This window comes from Blastococcus sp. SYSU DS0552 (assembly GCF_054050815.1).
In genome coordinates this window covers 114,974-132,297 of record NZ_JBJHAB010000010.1, presented here as the reverse complement: position 1 = coordinate 132,297, position 17,324 = coordinate 114,974, and the positions used below count along the sequence as shown (strand labels likewise).

Here is a 17,324-nt window from a genome sequence, read left to right as displayed (position 1 = left end):
GTCCGGATTCGGCTCAGGACAGCGCGCGCCGCATGGTGACGTGCGCGATGCCGGCCTCCTCGTAGACCTCGCCGACGGCCGCGTACCCGGCGCGCTCGTAGAAGCGGCGGGCCGGCAGCTGGGCGTGCAGCTCGACCGCCCGCGCCCCGCGCGCGACGGCCTGCCGGTGCAGCTCGGCGAGGACGGCGGCCCCGTGCCCCCTGCCCCGGACCTCGGCCGCGGCGGCCATCCGGCCGATGCGCGCCGTGGCCCCGTCCAGCAGCAGCCGCCCGGTGGCGACCACGCGGCCGGAGGCGTCGCGGCTGAGCACGTGCACGGCCACCGCGTCGGCGTCGTCCTGCTCGATCTCGGGCGGGACGCCCTGCTCCTCGACGAACACGCGGCTCCGCAGCGCCGCCACCTCCGGCCAGTCGGCGGTGGTGGCGACCTGGGCGGTAGGGCTGGGCACGACTTCCATTCTGGCGACGCCGGCGAGCGGGCCGGTCAGCGGCCGGGGGCCTCGGGCCGTTCGTGCACCGACGCCGGCAGGGCGCTGGCCGGCACGAGCAGGAAGCGCAGGTCGATCAGCGCGTGCAGCAGCACCGGCAGCAGCAAGGACCCGGTGTCCAGGTAGAGCGCGGCCATGATCCCGCCCAGCACACCGGTCAGGACGATGCCCGCGCGCCCCTGGTAGGCGTGCGCCAGGCCGAACGCGGCCGCGGCGACGACCACGAGCAGCCAGGTGGGCAGGCCTCCGGTCACAGCGGCGACCACGGCGAGGAAGAACCCCCGGTACAGCCACTCCTCGCACACCCCCGCCGTGACGCCGACGAGGGTGAACAGCCGCCGCTCGCCCCCGGTGCGGGGCAGCAGCGCCAGGGTGGACTGCCCGGGCGGCTCGGCGTGCCGGCCGTGGGCGGGCGGGGAATGACCCGCCCGCCGCGCCGGTCGGGCCGCTTCCAGCAGGGCGCCGGCCCGCAGCTGGCGGGTGGAGGCGACGACGAACAGCAGGACCAGGACGACGACCGCCGCGGTGACCGGCCCGGGCCACTCCCGCGGCCAGACCAGCCCCACGGCCGCGGCGTCGACCCCGGGAGCGGCGAGCCAGACGACAGCGGCGACCACGGCCAGCCCCCACTCGAGCACGAGCAGCCGCCGGTAGAACGAGCGGCGGGCGCCCGCGTCGGTGCGCAGCCGCCCCTCGAACCGGCGGTGCAGCACGTGCCCGACGACGGGCTCCCCCGCCACCAGGTAGACGGCGACCACGACCGCGGCGAACGCCGCCGGGCCGAAGTCGCCGAGCGCGACCGGCAGACCCGTCACCGTCTCGGGGTCAGGCCTCGGCGCGCAGCAGGGCCAGCGCGCCGGCGAGGTCGGGCGGGTACTCGCTGGTGACCTCGATCCACTGCCCGTCGGCCGGGTGCGGGAAGCCCAGCCGCACCGCGTGCAGCCACTGGCGGGAGACCCCCAGCCGGGCGGCGAGGGTCGGGTCGGCGCCGTAGGTGGTGTCCCCGACGCAGGGGTGGCGCAGGGCGGAGAAGTGCACCCGGATCTGGTGGGTGCGCCCCGTCTCGAGCCGGATGTCGACGAGGCTGGCGGCGGCGAAGGCCTCGGTCACCTCGTAGTGGGTGACCGACGGCCGCCCCCCGCTCACGACGGCGAACTTCCAGTCGTGCCGCGGGTGCCGGTCGATCGGTGCGTCGATGGTGCCGCGCGACGGGTCGGGGTGGCCCTGCACGAGCGCGTGGTAGCCCTTCTCGACCGTCCGCTCCTTGAACGCGGCCTTGAGCGCGGTGTAGGCGCGCTCGCTCTTGGCGACCACCATCACGCCGGTGGTGGCCGCGTCGAGCCGGTGCACGACACCTTGCCGCTCGGCCGCACCCGACGTGGAGATGCGGTACCCGGCGGCGGCCAGTCCGCCGATGACCGTGGGCCCGTCCCAGCCGGGGCTGGGGTGCGCGGCGACGCCCACCGGCTTGTCGACGACCACCAGGTCGTCGTCGTCGAACAGGATCGTCATCCCCTCGACCGGCCTGGGCGGCGGGGGCTCGCCCGGCGGGGGCGGCAGCTCGACCTCCAGCCAGCTGCCCCCGGTGAGCCGGTCACCCTTGCCGCGCACCCGGCCATCGACGACGACGTGGCCGGCGTCGGCGAGCTCGGCCGCCGCCGTGCGGGACAGGCCGAAGAGCCGGGACAGGGCCTGGTCCACCCGCTGCCCCTCCAGCCCGTCGGGCACCGGAAGGGCGCGGTGCAGGCCGGGAGCGCTGGTCACGCCCCCCATTGTGCGGGTCGGGCCGGACGGGACGGCGGAGCCGGACCTCAGACGGCCCGGGGCCGCTCCTCCGCACCGCTGCGGCTGCCGTCGAACTCGATGCCCCGGAGCGCCAGCACCGCGCCCAGGATGCCGCCGCAGACGATCGCCGAGTCGGCCACGTTGAAGACCGGCCACACGCTGCCGTCGGGGCCGAACACCGAGAGGAAGTCGACGACCCCGCCGCGCAGGAAGCCGGGGTCGCGGAAGACGCGGTCGATCAGGTTGCCCACCGCGCCGCCCAGCACCAGCCCCAGCGCGACCGCCCAGCCCGTCGAGCGCAGCCGGCGAGCGGTTCGGACGATGACGACTGCCACGACGATCGCGATGAGGCTGAACAGCACCGTGGCCCCCTCCGCGAAGGAGAAGGCGGCGCCGGTGTTGCGCAGGTTGGTCAGGTACAGCGCGCCGCCGAGCAGCCGGATGTCCTCACCCGGCTCGATGGTCGCGACGACCACGAGCTTGGTCACGAGGTCGGCCAGGAGGACGACGGCGGCCAGCGTCAGCAGCAGCCGGGTGCGCGGCCGGCCGGGCGGCGCGACGGCGGAGGATCCGCCGTCACCGCCGTCCGCCGGGTCGACGTGCTCGGACAGGTGGGGCTCCTCGCTCGGTCGGCTCCGGCCGGATCACCCGGCGGTGCCGTGAACGATAGCCGCAGATCCCCGCCCGCCCGGTCTATCCGACGCCGACGGCGGTCGCCCCACCGCGGGCGTCGGTCTCCCGAGCGCGCGAGTCCTCCATCTGCTCCATCCGGTCCTGGGCGGCCAGCCGGGTCAGCTCGGCGCCGGCCTCGGCGTCCCGGGTGAGGTTCTCCCCGGTCTCCGGGTCGAAGACGTGCACCTTGCGGCTGTCCAGCCAGAACTCCGCCTCCCGGCCCTCCCGGATCCGGCTGGTCGCGTCGATGGAGACGATGGCCTGGGTGCGCAGCTCCTCGGAGTCCAGCTCCTTGGAGAGGTCGCGCAGCTGCGCCCGGATCGAGTCGGGGGCGTCGTAGGGGATGTAGGCGTACTGGGAGTCGCCGAGCCACTCGGTGACGTCCACCCGCGCCCGGAACGTCGAGCCCACCGGGCGCTTGGCCTCGTCGACCAGGGAGGCGTCCTCGAAGTACTCGGGGCGGATGCCGACCAGCAGCAGGTCGTGCCCGGCGACCGCCTTCGCCCGCTTCTCGTCCAGCACGATCTCGCCGAACGGGGTCTTCAGCCTGTTGCCCTCCGGCGTCGCCGGCAGGAAGTTCATCGGGGGCGAGCCGATGAACCCGGCGACGAAGAGGTTGACCGGCTGCTCGTACAGCTCCCGCGGCGAGGCGACCTGCTGGATCTCGCCCTTGCGCAGGACACAGACCCGGTCGCCGAGGGTCATCGCCTCGGTCTGGTCGTGGGTGACGTAGACGGTGGTGATGCCGAGCCGGCGCTGCAGCCGGGAGATCTCGGTGCGCATCTGACCGCGCAGCTTGGCATCGAGGTTGGACAGCGGCTCGTCGAACAGGAACGCCTCGGCGTCACGGACGATGGCCCTCCCCATGGCGACGCGCTGGCGCTGACCACCGGAGAGGTTGGCCGGCTTGCGCTCCAGGTGCTCCTTGAGCTCGAGCACGTCGGCGGCCTCGTTCACCTTCCGGCGGACCTCGTCGTCGGGCGTCTTGGCCAGCCGCAGCGGGAAGGCGATGTTCTCGAACACCGTCATGTGCGGGTACAGGGCGTAGTTCTGGAAGACCATGGAGAGGTTCCGGTCCCGGGGAGCCAGGTCGTTGACCCGCTTCCCGCCGATGATCATGTCCCCGCTGGTGATGTCCTCCAGCCCGACGATCATCCGCAGCAGCGTCGACTTCCCGCAGCCCGACGGGCCGACCAGGATCATGAACTCGCCGTCGGCGATGTCGAGGCTGACGTCGTTCACGGCCTGGAACCCGTCGCCGTACTGCTTGACGATGTTCTTCATCTCGATGGAGGCCATCAGGATTCGTCCCCTCGCTGGGTCGGGAAGGTGCGGCTGTGGTCGGTCACGGCGCTCAGCCCTTGACCGCGCCGTTGGTGAGGCCGGCGACGATGCGCCGCTGGAAGAGCAGGACGAGGACCACGACCGGGATGGTCACGATGACGGCGGCGGCGGCGATCGAGCCGGTCGGCTCCACGAACTGCGACTCGCCGGAGAACAGACCCAGGGCGGCGGGCACCGGTCGCGCCGCGCTGGTGGAGGTCAGCGAGATGCCGTAGAGGAAGTCGTTCCACGCGATGAAGAACGCGATGATCGCCGTGGTGAAGACACCCGGGGCCGCCAGCGGGACGATGACCCGCCGGAACGCCTGCCAACTCGTGGCGCCGTCGACCTGCGCCGCCTGCTCCATCTCCCAGGGGATCTCCCGGAAGAACGCCGACATGGTCCAGATGGAGATCGGCAATGTCAGCGACAGGTACGGGATGATCAGACCGGGCCAGGTGTCGTACAACCCGATGTTCCGCCACAGGTTGAACAGCGGGGTGACGATCGAGATGATCGGGAAGATCGCCACGACGAGCGCGGTGGAGAGGATCAGCTTCTTGCCGGGGAAGTCCAACCGGGCGATCGCGTAGGCGGCGAACATCGACAGCAGGCACGAGATCGCGGTGGCGATCAGGCAGATGCCGAAGCTGTTCCGCAGCGCCGGCAGGAACAGGCCGCTCGCCCCGCCGGTGAGGATGAGCTCGTAGTTCTCCAGCGAGAGCTCGGTGGGGAGGAACCCGCCGGTGGTCAGGTCGTTGGTCGACTTGAACGATAGCGAGATGATCCACGCGATCGGGAACAGGCAGTACACGATGATCAGCGCACCGCCGACGAGCCACAGCGCCCGCTTCCGCCCGGACATCACTGCTCCCCTCTCGCCGCGCCCAGATCCACCTTGAACCCCTTGACGGCCAGCGCGGCGATGAGCATCACCGCGATGAACAGCAGCACCGACACGGCCGAGCCGAGCCCGATCTCCAGCCGGGAGATCGTCTGCCGGTAGGCCAGGAAGGACACCGACTCGGTGCCGTTCGCACCGGCGGTCATGACGAAGATGCTGTCGAAGATCCGGAACGCGTCCAGCGTGCGGAACAGCAGGGCGACCATGATCGCCGCCTTCATGTTCGGGATGGTCACCCGCCACAGCCGCTGCCACCGGGTGGCGCCGTCGACCTGGGCCGCCTCCTGCAGCACCTCGGGCACCTGGGCCAGGCCGGCGAGCAGCAGCAGGGAGATGAACGGGGTGGTCTTCCAGATCTCGGCCAGGCAGATGACGAAGATCGACGTCCAGAAGTCACCGAACCAGTCGGTGTCCGCGGCCACTCCGGGGAGCCAGGCGAACCACGAGTTCACGAACCCGGTGTTGATGTCGAAGGCGAACTGCCAGGCGAACGCGGAGACGACGGTGATCACCGCGTACGGGATGAGGATCGCGGCCCGGACGACCGGGCGGATCGAGGCGAGCGCCTTCGCCATGACCATCGCCAGCGCGAAGCCGAGGACCAGCTCCACCGCGACGGTGATGAGGGTGATGAGCACGGTGACCCACAGCGACTGCCACCAGAGCGGGTCGCTGAGGATCACCCCGTAGTTGCCGAGGCCGACGAACTCCCGGTTGCCCGGGTCGGTGAGGCGGTACGAGAACAACGACTCGTAGGTGGCCTGCAGGATCGGGTACGCGGTGACCGCGAGCATGACCACGAACGCCGGGCCGGCGAGCAGCCAGCCGAGCCTCCGCTCGCCGCGGGACCGGTCGCTGACCTTCCCCTCCGGCGCCGAGACCGGTGCCGTCTTCTTGGTCGGTGGGAGAACGGTTTGCGTCACAGCAGCTGCTCCCCTCGGAGGACGGCGGTGATGAGCTCCTCGGCTTCTGCACCGGTCTCACCGGGTTCCACCGAACCCGGCGGGTGGTACATCCGCTGCAGCCCGCCGGAGACCTCGTTGTAGTAAGCGGTCTGCGGGCGCGGTGCGGCCTGCTCCAGCGACTCCCGGATGGTGGGGGCCATCGGGAACTGCTCGAGGACCTCGGGGTCGTCGAACACCGCGGCCGACGAGGCCGGGTTCCCCTCGTTGATCATGTAGTAGGCCTGGTTCTCGTCGGTGGTGATGCACTCCGCCGCCTCGAACGCGAGGTCGGCGTTCTCGCTGAAGGCGCCCACCCCGAGGTCGATGCCGCCGAGCGGCGGGGCGCTCGGGGTGTCCTCGTCGACCCGGGGCCACAGCGCCCAGCCGTAGTCCTCCGGCACCGACGGGTCGAGCGTGCCGCTCTCCACGCCGGCGAGGGCCTGGGCGTAGACGAACGGCCAGTTGACCATGAAGCCACCGTTCTCCCCCTCGAACTCGGCGGCCGAGGCCGACTCGTTCTCGGTGGAGAAGGCAGCGCCGGCCTGCCCGGAGTCGGCGACCATGCGCATGACCTCGGCGGCCCGGACGCCGGCCTCGCTGGTCAGCCCCAGCTCGATGTTCTCCGGGTCGTCGGCGTTGTCCTCGATGACGGACCCGCCGGCGGACTCGATGAGCGAGTTCAGCCAGACCGTGAGGGACTCCGCACGGGCACCCTGGACCCCCAGCTCCACGTCCTGCTCCTGCGCCGCGGTGACGATCTGCTCCCAGGTGACCGGCTGGCTCATGTCCAGGCCGGCGGCCTCGGCGACCGACTGGCGGTACCAGAGGAGCTGTGTGTTGGCCCAGAAGGGGACGGCGACGAGCTCCTCGTTCCAGGTGGCGCCCGCGATGGCGCTCTGCACCACGCCCTCGGTGACGCGCTCGGTGACGTCGTCGGGGACGTCCGCCAGGAAGCCGGCCTGGGAGAACTCGGGCACGTAGATGGGGTCGAGGCTCATCAGGTCGATCGACGCGTCCTTCGCCGCGAGCCTGCGCACCAGCTGTTCGCGCTGGGAGGCGGCGTCGCGCGGGAGGAGTGCCGTCTCGATCCGGTAGCGGCCCTCGGCGGCCTCGGTGCAGCGGCTGGCGAGCTCGGCCTGACCGCCGTTGTCCGGGTTGATGTACCAGGTGAGGGTCGGCGGCCCGCCGGAGTCACCGCCGCAGGCGGCGAGGGCCGAGGCGAGGACGACGCCCGCGGCGGCACCGGCGAGACGGCGCGGCCGTCGGGGGCGACCGGGGAGCGACGCCCCCGCCCGAGCACGGGGCAGGTGGGGATCGGGGAGCTCTGACACGCGCATCGCCTCCGTTGGCGTCCGGTGCAGCCCGATGATCTCGGGGGTCCTTGGAGCGTCGTACTGCCGTCTGGGGCTGTCAAACCGAACGAGACATCCGCGTGACGCCGGCCCGACCGGCCGGTCACCTGCGGTTCAACCGCGGCCGGCGATGACCGACGGCGTGGTCAGCTCCTGCGGGGTGCCGGGCAGCACCGTCTCGAAGTAGGAGCGCGCGGCCTTCGTCGTCCCGACGTCCCGCCCGGCCTTCTCGGACAGGAACCACCGGTGCTCGAGGACCTCGTGGAAGACCTCGGCCGGCTCCAGCCGGCCGCGCAGGTGCTCGGGGATGGCGTCGACCACGGGCTGGTAGACCTCCCCCAGCCAGCGGTGGCCGGCGATCGTCTCGGGCACCGGGTGACCGGACTTCTGCTCCAGGTAGGCGCGGAAGGCGCGGACGTCGTTGAGCAGCCGCTGCGCCTGGCGTTCCCGCACCTCCAGGCCGGTCAGCCGGAACAGCTCGCGCCGGTTGTGCCCGGGCTCGGCGACCCGGGTCTCGACGCGCAGCCGGGTGCCCTCGTCGGTCGTGCGCAGCTCGACCTCGCCGACGTCGAAGCCGAGCTCGTTGAGCCGCTGCAGCCGCTCGGCCACCCGGTAGCGCTGCTCGTCGGTGCGGAAGACCTCCTCGCGGGTGACCTCCTCCCACAGCGACTCGTAGCGCCGAGGCAGGCTGTCGGCCACCTCGATCGGGTCGATGCCCTCGGGCAGCAGCCCGCCGTACTGCAGGTCCAGCAGCTCCGCGCCGACCCGCTCGCGGGCCAGGTCGACGTCGTAGCGGCGCTGGCCGGGCGACAGCCGCGGGTGGCGTTCGACGGTCTCGGCGTCGACCAGGTAGGCGGCGAAGGTGCCGGCGTCCAGCCGGAAGAGGGTGTTGGACAGCGAGCAGTCGCCCCAGAAGACGCCGGCGAGGTGCAGCCGCACCAGCAGCACGACCATCGTGTCGAGCAGCTGCTCGGCCGACTGGGCGCCGCGTGGCCCGGAGAACAGCCAGCGGTAGGACATCGAGTACTCGAGGTACCGGGTGACCAGCACGGCCGGCTGCTCGTCGGGCCGGTCGACGCAGATGCCGAGCACCGAGACCGCCGGCAGGCCCTCGCTCTCGAACTGGGCCAGCAGGGCGTACTCGTGCCGGGCCAGCCGCTCGTCGATCTCCTTCAGCGCGTAGACCCGGCCCTCGAGCGCGACGAAGCGCACCACGTGCCGCGAGATGCCGCGCGAGGGGACGTCGAGCAGCAGGGCGTCGTCCCACTCCTCCAGCGGCTGGTGCCACGGCAGCGACAGCAGCCCGGTCGCGTCGGTGGCCGGTGGCCGGAAGAGGTACCGCATCAGGTGCTCCGTGGGATCCCGGCACGGCGACCGCCGCCCGGTGCCGGTGGGATCACGATGGCACGGAACGCCGGCGTCCGCAGCAGAGCGGCCACCTCCCGGGGACCCGCGGCGGGGACGCCGGGCCTTCCTCAGTCCGCTTCGCCGGCGCGGCCGGTCTCGCCCCGCCACATGGCGAGCCGGCCGGCGCGGCTGACCGCACGCAGCCGCCGCTCGGCCTCCGCCCGGGATGCGCGCGCCGACACCAGCAGCGCCTGGTCGCCCCGCATCAGCCGGGTGTTCCGGTCGGGCACGAACGCCCGGCCCTCGCGCACGATGAGCACCACCGCGGCGTCCTCGGGCAGCCGCAGCTCCGGCAGGTAGACGCCGTGCAGGCGCGACCCGTCCGGCACGGTCAGCTGCAGCAGGTCGGCGTCCAGCGTCTCCAGCGGGGCCGCCTCCACCTCCACGTCGCGCGGCGTGACCGGGGCCGCGATCCGCAGCCGTCGCGCCACCCAGGGCAGGGACCAGCCCTGCACGAGGGTGAAGACGACGACCAGCACGAAGACGGTGTCGAAGATGCCGGCCGCGCCGGTGACCCCGGCGGTGACGGGGAAGGTGGCGAGCACGATGGGGACGGCTCCGCGCAGGCCCGCCCAGGAGACGAAGGCCTGCTGCCGCCACGGCATCCGGAACCACACCAGGCTCAGCACCACCGACACCGGCCGGGCGACCAGCAGCAGCGCCCCGCCGACCACGAGCGCCGGGAGCAGGGCGTCGGCCAGCCGGGACGGCGAGGCGAGCAACCCGAGCAGGACGAACAGCCCGATCTGGGCGAGGGTGGCCATGCCCTCGGCGAAGCCGATGCTCGCGGCGCGGTGCGGGAGGGCCGCGTTGCCCAGCACCAGCCCGCACAGGTACACCGCGACGATGCCCGAGGTGGCCGCGAGCGTGGCCGTGGCGAAGGCGAGCACGCACAGCGCCAGGATCGCCAGCGGGTAGAAGCCCGCCAGCGGAAGGGCGACCCGGCGCAGCAGCGCCGCCCCGCCGACCCCGAGCGCCACGCCGATCAGGGCCCCCCCGATCAGCTGGCCCACGACCTGCAGCACGATGAGCCACCACGCTCCCGGGCCGGCGCCGGTGAGGTACGCGGCGAGGGTGGTGACCAGGAGGATCGCCGGGGCGTCGTTGAGCCCGCTCTCCGCCTCGATGGAGGCCGCCAGCCGACGGGGCAGGGGCAGCCGCCGCAGGGCCCCGAAGACCGCGGCCGCGTCGGTGGACCCGACCACCGCCGCCAGGAGCAGGGCGAAGCCCCACGAGGCGTCGAGCAACCAGACGGCGAAGGCCGCGGTGCTGCCGACGCTCACCGCCACCCCGACGGTGGCGAGGGTCAGCCCCGGCCCCACCGCCCGCCGCACGTCCGCCCAGCGGGTGGTCAGCCCACCCTCGGCGAGGATGACGACCAGCGCAGCCACGCCGAGGGTCTGGGTCAGCTCGGCGTCGTCGAAGCGCACGCCCAGCCCGCCCTCACCGATGGCCAGGCCGAGGGCCAGGTACAGCAGCAGGCTCGGCAGGCCCACGCGGTCGGCCAGCCGGAGCGCGACCGCGGCGACCAGCACGACGAGCGCCCCGAGGGCCAGCGCGACGGTGACGGTCGCGTTCACCCTCGGCCGCTCCGCATGCGGTCAGTCTCCCGTACGGCGGGCGGGCTCCCCCGGTGGTGGCCCGGCGCACCGGTGCGCCGCCCGGGTCGGGGATGATGGTGCCCGTGAGCTCACCCGGCCCCTTCTCCGCGCTGCCCCCGCAGGTCGACCTCCCCGCCCTGGAGCGCGGCATCCTCGAGCGCTGGGAGAGCGAGAAGGTCTTCGACCGGTCGCTGGATGCCTCGCAGGGCCGCCCGCAGTGGAACTTCTACGAGGGCCCGCCGACGGCGAACGGCCGCCCCGGCACCCACCACATCGAGGCGCGCGCGTTCAAGGACGTCTTCCCGCGGTTCAAGACGATGCAGGGCTGGCACGTGCCCCGCCGGGCCGGGTGGGACTGCCACGGCCTGCCCGTGGAGATCGCGGTGGAGCAGGAGCTGGGCTTCGCCGGCAAGCCGGACATCGAGCGGTTCGGCATCGCCGAGTTCAACGCCCGCTGCCGCGCCTCGGTGGAGCGGCACGTCGACGCCTTCACCGAGCTGACCCGTCGCATGGGCTACTGGGTCGACATGTCCACCGCCTACTGGACGATGGACCCGGCGTACGTCCAGAGCGTCTGGTGGTCGCTCAAGCAGGTCTTCGAGAAGGGCCTGCTGGTCGAGGACCACCGGGTGGCCCCGTACTGCCCGCGCTGCGGCACCGGCCTCTCCGACCACGAGGTCGCCCAGGGGTACGAGACCATCACCGACCCGTCGGTGTACGTGCGGCTGCCGGTCCTCGACGGCGAGTGGGCCGGCCGGGCCGACCTGCTGATCTGGACGACGACGCCGTGGACGCTGCCCAGCAACACCGCCGTCGCCGTGCACCCGGAGGTCACCTACGTCGTCGCCCGCACCGCCGGTACCGACGACGTGCCGGTCGTAGTGGCCGAGCCGCTGGTGGCCGCCGTCCTCGGTGAGGACGTCGAGGTGCTCGGCAGCGCCCCCGGCCGCGACTGGGAGCGCACGCACTACCGGCGACCGTTCGAGCTGGTGGAGTTCCCCGACGGGGACGCCCACTACGTGGTGCTCGCCGACTACGTGACCACCGACGACGGCACCGGCCTGGTGCACCAGTCCCCCGCCTTCGGCGCCGACGACCTCGCGGTCTGCCGCGGCTACGGGCTGCCCGTGGTCAACCCGATCGACGCGACCGGCCACTTCCTGGCCGAGATCCCGCTGGTCGGCGGGCACTTCTTCAAGGCGGCCGACGCGGCGCTGGTCGAGGACCTGCAGACCCGGGGCGTGCTGTTCCGGGAGATCCGGTACGAGCACAGCTATCCGCACTGCTGGCGCTGCCACACGCCGCTGATGTACTACGCCCAGCCGTCCTGGTACATCCGCACCAGCGCGATCAAGGACCAACTGCTCGCCGAGAACGAGAAGACCCGCTGGTACCCCGAGAACATCAAGACCGGCCGCTACGGCGACTGGCTGAACAACAACGTCGACTGGGCGCTGTCGCGCGACCGGTACTGGGGCACCCCGCTGCCGGTGTGGCGCAACGACGAGGACCCGTCGCGCATCGTCGTCGTCGAGTCCCTGGCCGAGCTGTCGGAGCTGACCGGCCGCGACCTCTCCGACCTCGACCCGCACCGGCCGTTCATCGACGAGATCACCTTCACGCGGGAGGGCGAGGCGGGCACCTACCGGCGGGTGCCGCAGGTCATCGACGCCTGGTACGACTCCGGCTCGATGCCCTTCGCCCAGTGGGGGGCACCGCACCGCAACCAGGAGCGCTTCGAGGCCGCCTACCCGGCGCAGTTCATCGCCGAGGCCATCGACCAGACCCGCGGCTGGTTCTACTCGCTCATGGCCGTCGGCACGCTGGTGTTCGGGCAGAGCTCGTACGAGAACGTGCTGTGCCTGGGCCACATCCTGGCCGAGGACGGCCGCAAGATGAGCAAGCACCTGGGCAACATCCTCGAGCCGATCCCGCTGATGGACCGGCACGGCGCCGACGCCGTCCGCTGGTTCATGCTGGCCGGCGGCTCGCCCTGGTCCGCCCGCCGGGTCGGCCACGAGACGCTGTCCGAGGTGGTCCGCAAGGTGCTGCTCACCTACTGGAACACCGCCAGCTTCTTCACGCTCTACGCCGAGACCAACGGCTGGGACCCCGCCGCCTCGCCCGCGCCCGCCCGCGCCGAGCGCCCGCTGCTGGACCGGTGGGCCCTCGCGGAGCTGGCCGCGGTGACCCGCGACGTGACGGCGGCCCTGGAGGACTTCGACACCCAGGGCGCCGGCCGGCTCCTCGCCCAGTTCGTCGACGACCTCTCCAACTGGTACGTGCGGCGGTCGCGGCGCCGCTTCTGGGACGGCGACGCCTCCGCCCTGGGCACGCTGCACGAGGTGCTCGACGGCCTGACCCGCCTCATGGCCCCCTTCACGCCGTTCGTCACCGACGAGGTGTGGACTCGCGCCGTCGTTCCGGGCCTGGGCGGCTCGGAGGCGCCGGACTCGGTGCACCTGGCCTCCTGGCCGGCCGTCGACGAGGACGCGCTGGACGGCGCCCTGGTCGAGCAGATGGCGCTGGTGCGCCGCCTGGTGGAGCAGGGGCGCTCGGCCCGGACCTCCGCCAGGGTCCGCACCCGGCAGCCGCTGGCCCGCGCCGTCGTGGCCGCGCCGGGGTGGGGCGCGCTCCCCCGCGACCTGGTCGCCGAGGTGGCCGACGAGCTCAACGTGGCGGAGGTGCTCGAGCTCGCCGCGGTCGGCGGCGACCTGGTCGACGTCAGCGTCAAGATCGACTTCCGCGCCGTGGGGCGCCGCCTGGGCAAGCAGGTGCAGGCGGTGGCCAAGGCGGTCGCCGCTGCCGACGCCCCCAGCCTGGTGGCGGCCTACCGGGCCGGCACCGCGAGCGTGGAGGTCGACGGCTCTCCCGTGCCGCTCGAGGAGGGCGACCTGGTGGTCACCGAGACCCCGCGCGAGGGCTGGACCGTCGCCAGCGCCGGGGGTCTGACGGTGGCGCTGGACCTCACGCTCACCCCCGAGCTGGAGCGGGCCGGGCTGTTCCGTGAGGCGGTCCGGCTGGTGCAGGAGGCGCGCAAGGCCGGTGGACTGGAGGTCAGCGACCGGATCGAGCTGTTCTGGACCGCCGACGGCGCCATGGCGCAGGCGCTCACCGAGCACGAGGAGCAGCTGGCCGGCGAGGTGCTCGCCGTCGCCGTGCACGCCGGCACCGCCGGGGCGGGCGAGGGCGTCGAGGGTCCGGAGGGCTCGCGCTTCTGGGTGGCCAGGGCCGGCTCGTAGCTGTCCGCCCCGCTCGCCGGGGAGCGGGCGGGGCAGCGGCTCAGGCGCCGCTGCCCCTGCGGGCGCGGGCCCGGTCGGCGAGCGTGCGGTCCGGGCGGCACGCCCCGCACGGGGTGAACCCGTCGGTGCGCGCCTCGTCCAACGGCAGCGGGATGGGCTCGTGGCCCTGGAGGTGGAGACAGCCGGGGACGTGGTACCGCGGGTGCTCGTCGACCACCAGGACGTCGTCGGTGAGGTCCACGACGATCAGCAGATCGGTGACCTCGACCTCCTCGACCGGCGGCTCTCCGGCCTCGGGTGCGGCACCCCGGGCGCGGCCCGCTCCCGACGGGGGCCGTTCGCTCCCCCTTGCCGGCTGCTCCCCGCCCGCCACCGGCTCGGCGACGGCCGGTGGGTCCGCGGGCGGGACGGCGGTCGCGCCGGTCGAGAGGTCGGGCCCGGTCGCCGCCGGGGCGGCGTCGGCGGCGGCCGTGGTCGTGGGAGCCGTGGTCGTGGGAGCCGTCCGCTCCGCGATCTGCCGCCGGGCCACGACCAGGACGCCCGCGGCCACGACGCAGGCGGCCACACAGCCCCAGTACAGGGCGGTGATGCCGGTGAGCAGCCCGCCGATGAAGAGCCCGAGGCCCAGCAGCAGGAGCACTGCGGCGATCACGATCACAGCTGGACTGTAGGGCGCGCCGTCCGACGGGCGCCCGCCGCGCGCCGTGCCGCGAGGGTCAGCCGGGGGCCTGGGTGACCCGCAGCCCGGTCTGTGCGGAGAAGAGGTGCGCCTCTCCCGGACGGATCGCCACGTGCACGACGTCGCCCTTCTGCGGCGGGCGGCGGGGGTCGGCCCGGAGCACCACCTGCTCGTCGTCGCCGCCGGCCTGCCCCGTGGCGAGCCGACCGTACGCGAAGGCGTCCGAGCCGAGCTCCTCCACGATGAGGACCTCGACCGGGATGCCCTCCCCGGCGCCCACGAACTCGACCGACTCCGGCCGGAAGCCCAGGGTGGCGGTGGTGCCGCCCTCGTGGGCGAGCGCCGACAGCGCCTCCCGGGGCAGCGGCACCGGGTGCTCGCCCACGCGGGCGCCGCCCTCGGTCAGCGTCACGGGCACGAGGTTCATGGCCGGTGAGCCGATGAAGCCCGCGACGAACACGTTGGCCGGCGCGTCGTACAGGTTGCGGGGGGTGTCGACCTGCTGGAGCACCCCCGCGTTGAGCACCGCGACCCGGTCGCCCATCGTCATGGCCTCGACCTGGTCGTGGGTGACGTAGACCGTGGTGACGCCGAGCCGGCGCTGGAGCGCGGCGATCTCGGTGCGGGTCTGCACCCGCAGCTTGGCGTCGAGGTTGGACAGCGGCTCGTCCATGAGGAACACCTGCGGCTGGCGCACGATCGCCCGCCCCATCGCCACCCGCTGCCGCTGCCCGCCCGACAGCGCCTTGGGCTTCCGGTCGAGGTAGGGCTCGAGGTCGAGGATGCGCGCGGCCTCCTGGACCCGGGTCTGCCGCTCCTCCTTGGAGACGCCGGCGATCTTCAGGGCGAAGCCCATGTTCTCGGCGACCGTCATGTGCGGGTACAGCGCGTAGTTCTGGAACACCATCGCGATGTCCCGGTCCTTCGGCGGCAGGTGCGTGACGTCGCGGTCGCCGACCAGGATCCTGCCGTCGGTGACCTCCTCCAGCCCGGCCAGCATCCGCAGCGACGTCGACTTGCCGCAGCCCGACGGGCCGACCAGGACCAGGAACTCGCCGTCGGCGATCTGGAGGTCCAGCGCATCGACCGACGGGTGCTCCGCCCCGGGGTAGACGAGCGTGGCGTGGTCGTACGTGATGGCGGCCATGGGTCCCTTCCTGCGCCGAGCGGTGTCGTCACTCTGGCACGCCGGGGGCCGGTACGACCACCAGGCCCGCGCCGTCGTCCCCGTCCGGGTCACCCACCGGGGTCGCGATTCCTCCCCCGATCGTGCGCTGACGACGGGACGGCGTGGGAGCGCTCCCATATGCTCCCGGACACAGCACCGACGAACGGGCCACTACCGCTCGGAGGTTGCGCAACCGTTACGGGACCGTGGCCGCCGGGGGCTTGCCGCGCGGCTAGGGTCGCCGACGGATGTGAGCGGCCGCACCCGCCAGCGGGTGCCGGGCACGGAGTCACACGATGCGGCGACGAAGCCGCAGGAGTCTGGAGGGGACCACATGACCAAGCGTGCGAGAGGCCGCGGCGCAGCAGCCCTGGCCGGCGGGGTGGGGCTGACGCTCCTGCTCACCGGGTGCGGCGCCGACGAGACGTCCGGCGGAGGTGGCGGCGGCAGCCAGGCCGCGGCCGACCTGGAGATCGACTGCGCGCCCTACGAGGAGTTCGGCGACCTGGAGGGTGAGACCGTCAGCGTCTACAGCTCCATCGTCGACCCCGAGGACCAGCCGCACATCGACTCCTACGTGCCGTTCGAGGAGTGCACGGGCGTCGATGTGCAGTACGAGGGCTCGCGCGAGTTCGAGGCGCAGCTCGTCGTCCGCACCCGGAGCGGCAACGCCCCCGACCTGGCGTTCATCCCGCAGCCGGGCCTGCTGGCGAACCTGGTCGACTCCGGCGACGTCGTCGCGCCGCCCGCCCAGGTGGAGCAGAACGTCGACGAGTACTGGGACGAGAGCTGGAAGCAGTACGGCACCGTCGACGGCACCTTCTACGCCGCCCCGCTCGGCGCCAACGCGAAGTCCTTCGTCTGGTACTCCCCCTCGATGTTCGAGGAGGCCGGGTACGAGATCCCCGAGACGTGGGACGAGATGATCGCCCTCTCGGAGGAGATCGCCGCCACCGGCGCGAAGCCGTGGTGCGCGGGCATCGGCTCCGGCGAGGCCACCGGCTGGCCGGCCACCGACTGGCTGGAGGACGTCCTCCTCCGCACGGCCGGCCCCGAGGTCTACGACCAGTGGGTCAACCACGAGATCCCGTTCAACGACCCGGCGGTCGTCGAGGCGCTGAACACCGTCGGCGACATCCTGAAGAACGAGGAGTTCGTCAACGGCGGCTTCGGCGGCGTGCAGTCCATCGCCTCCACCGAGTGGACCGACGCGGGCAACGCGATCCTCGAGGGCACCTGCTGGATGCACCGGATGGCGTCCTTCTACCAGGCGAACTGGCCCGAGGGCACCGAGGTCGGTGAGGACGGCGACGTCTTCGCCTTCCCGCTGCCGCCCATCGACGGCGACGCGGCCCCGGTCCTGGGTGGCGGCGAGTTCGTCGCGGCCTTCAACGACCGCCCGGCCACCCAGGCGCTGCAGACCTACCTGTCGACGGCGGACTGGGCCAACGTGAAGGCCCAGGTCTCCGGCCCGGGCTGGGTCAGCGCCAACACCGGTCTGGAGATCGACAACCTCGAGTCGCCGATCGACCAGCTCTCCGCCGAGCTGTTCCAGGACCCCGAGTCGGTGTTCCGGTTCGACGGCTCGGACCTGATGCCCGGTGAGATCGGCGCCGGCCGGCTCTGGACGGAGCTGACCAACTGGTTCGCCAACGACAAGCCCACCGAGGCCGTGCTCACCGACGTCGAGAACGCCTGGCCGGCGTCCTGACGTCCGACACCCCGAGGGCCGGTCGGCCGCCCGGCTGACCGGCCCTCAC

General features: G+C 73.0%; 14 protein-coding genes. 2 read left to right on the top strand and 12 right to left on the bottom strand.

What is annotated here, in order from left to right; all coding sequences use genetic code 11:
• Nucleotides 1-13: 13 nt before the first annotated feature.
• The 10 genes from ACI8AG_RS12375 to ACI8AG_RS12330 form a co-directional block, all read right to left on the bottom strand.
• Nucleotides 14-448 carry a GNAT family N-acetyltransferase gene (locus ACI8AG_RS12375; RefSeq protein ID WP_456597277.1) on the bottom strand — a complete coding sequence of 145 codons (435 nt, stop codon included), beginning with the start codon at nt 446-448 and terminating at the stop codon, nt 14-16.
• A gap of 35 nt (nt 449-483) precedes the next feature.
• Nucleotides 484-1,302 (bottom strand): CPBP family intramembrane glutamic endopeptidase, encoded by an 819-nt coding sequence (locus tag ACI8AG_RS12370; RefSeq protein WP_456597276.1) that lies wholly within the window; start codon nt 1,300-1,302, stop codon nt 484-486.
• Between the two features lie 10 nt (nt 1,303-1,312).
• Nucleotides 1,313-2,260, bottom strand: a complete 948-nt coding sequence (locus ACI8AG_RS12365) for an RluA family pseudouridine synthase (RefSeq protein WP_456597275.1) — start codon at nt 2,258-2,260, stop codon at nt 1,313-1,315.
• Nucleotides 2,261-2,298: 38 nt separating this feature from the next.
• Nucleotides 2,299-2,760 carry a signal peptidase II gene (lspA, locus tag ACI8AG_RS12360; RefSeq protein WP_456597274.1) on the bottom strand — a complete coding sequence of 154 codons (462 nt, stop codon included), beginning with the start codon at nt 2,758-2,760 and terminating at the stop codon, nt 2,299-2,301.
• 205 nt (nt 2,761-2,965) lie between these two features.
• Entirely contained in the window at nt 2,966-4,243 is a 1,278-nt protein-coding gene (locus ACI8AG_RS12355; protein WP_456597273.1) for an ABC transporter ATP-binding protein, read from the bottom strand.
• 55 nt (nt 4,244-4,298) lie between these two features.
• Nucleotides 4,299-5,132 carry a carbohydrate ABC transporter permease gene (locus tag ACI8AG_RS12350; protein WP_456597272.1) on the bottom strand — a complete coding sequence of 278 codons (834 nt, stop codon included), beginning with the start codon at nt 5,130-5,132 and terminating at the stop codon, nt 4,299-4,301.
• Nucleotides 5,132-6,094: a carbohydrate ABC transporter permease gene (locus ACI8AG_RS12345; RefSeq protein WP_456597271.1), complete on the bottom strand. Its 963-nt coding sequence runs from the start codon at nt 6,092-6,094 to the stop codon at nt 5,132-5,134. Before ACI8AG_RS12345 ends, ACI8AG_RS12350 begins: the two co-directional genes overlap by 1 nt.
• Nucleotides 6,091-7,446: an extracellular solute-binding protein gene (locus ACI8AG_RS12340; protein ID WP_456597270.1), complete on the bottom strand. Its 1,356-nt coding sequence runs from the start codon at nt 7,444-7,446 to the stop codon at nt 6,091-6,093. The genes ACI8AG_RS12345 and ACI8AG_RS12340 overlap by 4 nt, the downstream gene beginning before the upstream one ends.
• Before the next feature lie 135 nt (nt 7,447-7,581).
• Nucleotides 7,582-8,811, bottom strand: coding sequence for a DUF4032 domain-containing protein (locus ACI8AG_RS12335; protein WP_456597269.1), 1,230 nt, complete (start codon nt 8,809-8,811; stop codon nt 7,582-7,584).
• Nucleotides 8,812-8,942: 131 nt separating this feature from the next.
• A complete protein-coding gene (locus ACI8AG_RS12330; RefSeq protein WP_456597268.1) occupies nt 8,943-10,454 on the bottom strand; it encodes a potassium/proton antiporter in 1,512 nt (503 codons plus the stop codon).
• Between the two features lie 95 nt (nt 10,455-10,549).
• On the opposite strand from ACI8AG_RS12330, the gene ileS reads away from it, so the two are divergent.
• Nucleotides 10,550-13,717 carry an isoleucine--tRNA ligase gene (gene ileS / locus ACI8AG_RS12325; RefSeq protein WP_456597301.1) on the top strand — a complete coding sequence of 1,056 codons (3,168 nt, stop codon included), beginning with the start codon at nt 10,550-10,552 and terminating at the stop codon, nt 13,715-13,717.
• 40 nt (nt 13,718-13,757) lie between these two features.
• On the opposite strand, the gene ACI8AG_RS12320 is transcribed toward ileS, so the two are convergent.
• Together ACI8AG_RS12320 and ACI8AG_RS12315 are read right to left on the bottom strand one after the other, a co-directional pair.
• Nucleotides 13,758-14,375, bottom strand: a complete 618-nt coding sequence (locus tag ACI8AG_RS12320) for a hypothetical protein (RefSeq protein WP_456597267.1) — start codon at nt 14,373-14,375, stop codon at nt 13,758-13,760.
• A gap of 58 nt (nt 14,376-14,433) precedes the next feature.
• Entirely contained in the window at nt 14,434-15,543 is a 1,110-nt protein-coding gene (locus ACI8AG_RS12315) for an ABC transporter ATP-binding protein (protein ID WP_456597266.1), read from the bottom strand.
• A 355-nt stretch (nt 15,544-15,898) separates the two neighbouring features.
• Between ACI8AG_RS12315 and ACI8AG_RS12310 the strand changes: the two genes are divergently transcribed.
• On the top strand, nt 15,899-17,275 hold the full coding sequence (locus ACI8AG_RS12310; protein ID WP_456597265.1) for an ABC transporter substrate-binding protein: 1,377 nt from the start codon (nt 15,899-15,901) through the stop codon (nt 17,273-17,275).
• Nucleotides 17,276-17,324 lie beyond the last annotated feature (49 nt).